Annotated in this window: 3 protein-coding genes; 2 read left to right on the forward strand and 1 reads right to left on the reverse strand. The window is 64.7% G+C overall.

The genetic code is table 11. The features are described 5' to 3' along the window. Both ABI213_RS15610 and ABI213_RS15615 read left to right on the forward strand, forming a co-directional pair. Positions 1 to 672, forward strand: a 672-nt coding sequence (locus ABI213_RS15610) for a HipA domain-containing protein (protein ID WP_348027751.1), incomplete at its 5' end; no start/stop codon positions are given. A gap of 270 nt (positions 673 to 942) precedes the next feature. Beyond that, positions 943 to 2328 (forward strand): reverse transcriptase family protein, encoded by a 1386-nt coding sequence (locus ABI213_RS15615; RefSeq protein ID WP_348006579.1) that lies wholly within the window; start codon positions 943 to 945, stop codon positions 2326 to 2328. Between the two features lie 137 nt (positions 2329 to 2465). Here the strand turns inward: ABI213_RS15615 and ABI213_RS15620 are convergent. After that, a partial coding sequence (locus ABI213_RS15620; protein WP_348027753.1) for an EAL domain-containing protein occupies positions 2466 to 2747 on the reverse strand: 282 nt, incomplete at its 5' end.

Here is a 2747-nt window from a genome sequence, read left to right on the forward strand (position 1 = left end):
CAACCCAAGTTCTGCACCCACACCGCGGGTCGCCACGTGATCGTCAAGTTTTCGCCGGCCGGCGATGCGCCCACCGACCAGCGCACCCGCGACCTGCTGGTCTGCGAGCACCTGGCGCTGCAAACCCTGGCCCAGGCCGGTGTGCCTGCGGCCACCACGCAGATTCACCACGGCGCGGGCCGGGTGTTTCTGGAAGCCGAGCGCTTCGACCGCACCGAACATGGCCGCGTCGGCATGGTCTCGCTGATGGTCTACGACGCCGAATACGTCGGCGCCATGGACAACTGGGCCGCCACCGCTGAGCGCATGCAGGCCCGCGGCCTGCTAACCGCCGCCGATGCCGAGCACCTGCGCTTCCTCGAAGCCTTTGGTGTGCTGATCGCCAACACGGACAGGCACTACGGCAACATCTCGCTGCTGCTGGACAACGACGACTGGAAGCTGTCGCCCACCTACGACATGCTGCCGATGCTCTACGCCCCGGTCGGCGGCGAGCTGGTGCCGCGCGATTTCGCCGCCGGTCGGCTGCAGCCGACCACCGCCACCCTGCCAGCCTGGGAGCGCGCCCAAGCGCTGGCCCGGGTGTTCTGGAGCGCGGTGGCGGGCGATGCACGTATCTCGGCGGAGTTCCGTGCGATTGCGGCAGAAAATTTAAAGAAAATCAGCCTCTAGCGCAGATTCCACCTGCGCAGGCAGCTACATATTCAATAGCCGATGTTCGCTGTATTGCAGCGTTAACTGCCCCGTAGAATGGCCTCGGCGCCAGCGCGCCAAGATTCGTGAGCCCAGGGCGATACCTTGCTCTGACTCGCACTGTGGGGTACCCCCATGGTTGTTTTTTGCCGAGCCATCTCGGTGCGTGCGCCGCACGCGCATGCTGCGCGGATTGCCCACGCCGGACCTGCTGGTTGGCGCGCTGGTTGCCACCTATTTTTGGGGTTTATGCGCGACATTTCCTACCGAACCTGGATTGCCCGCAGTCTGGCGCGCGCCATGTTGGCCGATGCCGGGCAGCCCGGCGGCACCAGCGCAGCCGCCCTGCAGGCGCGGGCCGCGGCAACCCTGGGCGAGAGTCCGGCATGGCTCCCAGCCGTCGTCGCGCCGCTGGCTTTGCTGCCCGCCGCCGGCTGGCGAAAAATGGATCTGGAGGCGCTGACCCAGCGCATTCTGGTGTCGGCACCCGCGCAGCCGCTCGTGGCGGACGACCAGAACGGCGACGAAATACACGCTGAAAACCCGTTCGACGCAGCTTTTGCCGACGGTGCCCGGCCGCATGTCCGGCGCTTGATACTGCGCCCGCCGAACATGCTGCCGCGGCCTCTGGGACTGGAGGGCTGCGCGTTGCCCGATCTGCCCACCGTGCTCGATCTGGCCGATTGGCTGAAGATGCCACTGGACCGCTTGGCCTGGTTGAGCCCCGAAGTCCCTTTGGGGGCCGAGCACTACCGCTACAAGCTGCAGCCCAAGCGCAACGGCGGTATGCGCCTGTTGGAAATTCCGAAAGTGGATCTGAAACGCGTGCAACGTGCCGTCTACGTGGGTTTGCTGCAGCAGGTTCCGGTACACGAGGCGGCGCACGGTTTTGTCCCCGGCCGCTCGGTCGCCACCCATGCCGCGGTACATGCGGGCCAGGCGGTGGTGGTCCGGTTTGATCTGCGCGATTTCTTTGGCGGTATTCGCGCGGCGCGGGTCTTGGCGCTGTGGCGTACGCTGGGCTATCCCTTGGGTGTGGCGCGCTGCCTGACGGCGCTGTGCACCCACCGCACCGCCCAGATGGTGACAGAGAGATTGCGCGAAGACGGTGGTCTGGATTGGCTGGGCGCCAAGCGCCTGCGGTCGGCCCATTTGCCCCAGGGCGCGCCGACGTCTCCGACCCTGGCGAACCTGTGTGCCTTTGGCCTCGATCTGCGGCTGGACGGCCTGGCCTGGGCGTTTGGCGCCCGCTACACCCGCTATGCAGATGATCTGGTGTTCTCGGGATCGGCCGCCTTGCGCCCGCAGTTTCGGGCGCTGCAGGCCTGGGTGGCGGCGATTGCCGAGGACGAAGGCTTTATCCTGCATCCGGCCAAAGCCCGCTGCCTGCCGCAGCACCGGCAACAACGGATTACCGGCGTGGTGGTGAACGCGCAGCCCAATACGCCGCGGCAGGATTTTGACCGGCTCAAAGCCTGTTTGCACCAGTGCGTGCACCGCGGGCCGGCTTCGCAGAACCCTGCGGCTTTGGTGGATTTCCGCGGGCATTTGCTGGGCCGCATTGGCTGGGTCGGACAGTTCAACGCCGCCCGCGCCGCCAAGCTGATGGGCTTGTTCGAGCAGATTTGTTGGTAATGGATTTAAGAAGAATCAGCCTCTAGCGCAGATTCCACCTGCGCAGGCAGCTACATATTCCGCAGCAAATACACCTCCAGCTGCGCATCCGTGCCGCCAAAGCCCTGGGTCATGGACTCGAAATGCCAGGCAGCGCCTTATTCGCTGGGTTGTTTGAAGCCCATGCCTTCAGGTACGAGGTATGTAACGGAAAAAGCCAGCAACTGCTCCCGGGGTACCGCTGGGCTGAACAGGTAGCCCTGTGCCAGTTGGCATCCTTCAGCGGCCAAAAAGTCTGCCTGCTCACGGGTTTCTACACCTTCAGCCACCACCACCTGGTTCAGGCAGCGTGCAATAGACAAAATCGCCCTGACCAGTTCCGCCCGGAAATGGTCGGTCGTCGCAGAATGGATGAATGATTTATCGATTTTGAGGGTGTC

This window comes from Rhodoferax sp., from assembly GCF_039922535.1.
GTDB lineage: Bacteria > Pseudomonadota > Gammaproteobacteria > Burkholderiales > Burkholderiaceae_C > Rhodoferax_B.

Excerpts from the sequence above, each read along its gene's own strand:
- ABI213_RS15615 (WP_348006579.1), top strand. The coding sequence starts at position 943 with ATGCGCGACATTTCCTACCGAACCTGGATTGCCCGCAGTCTGGCGCGC.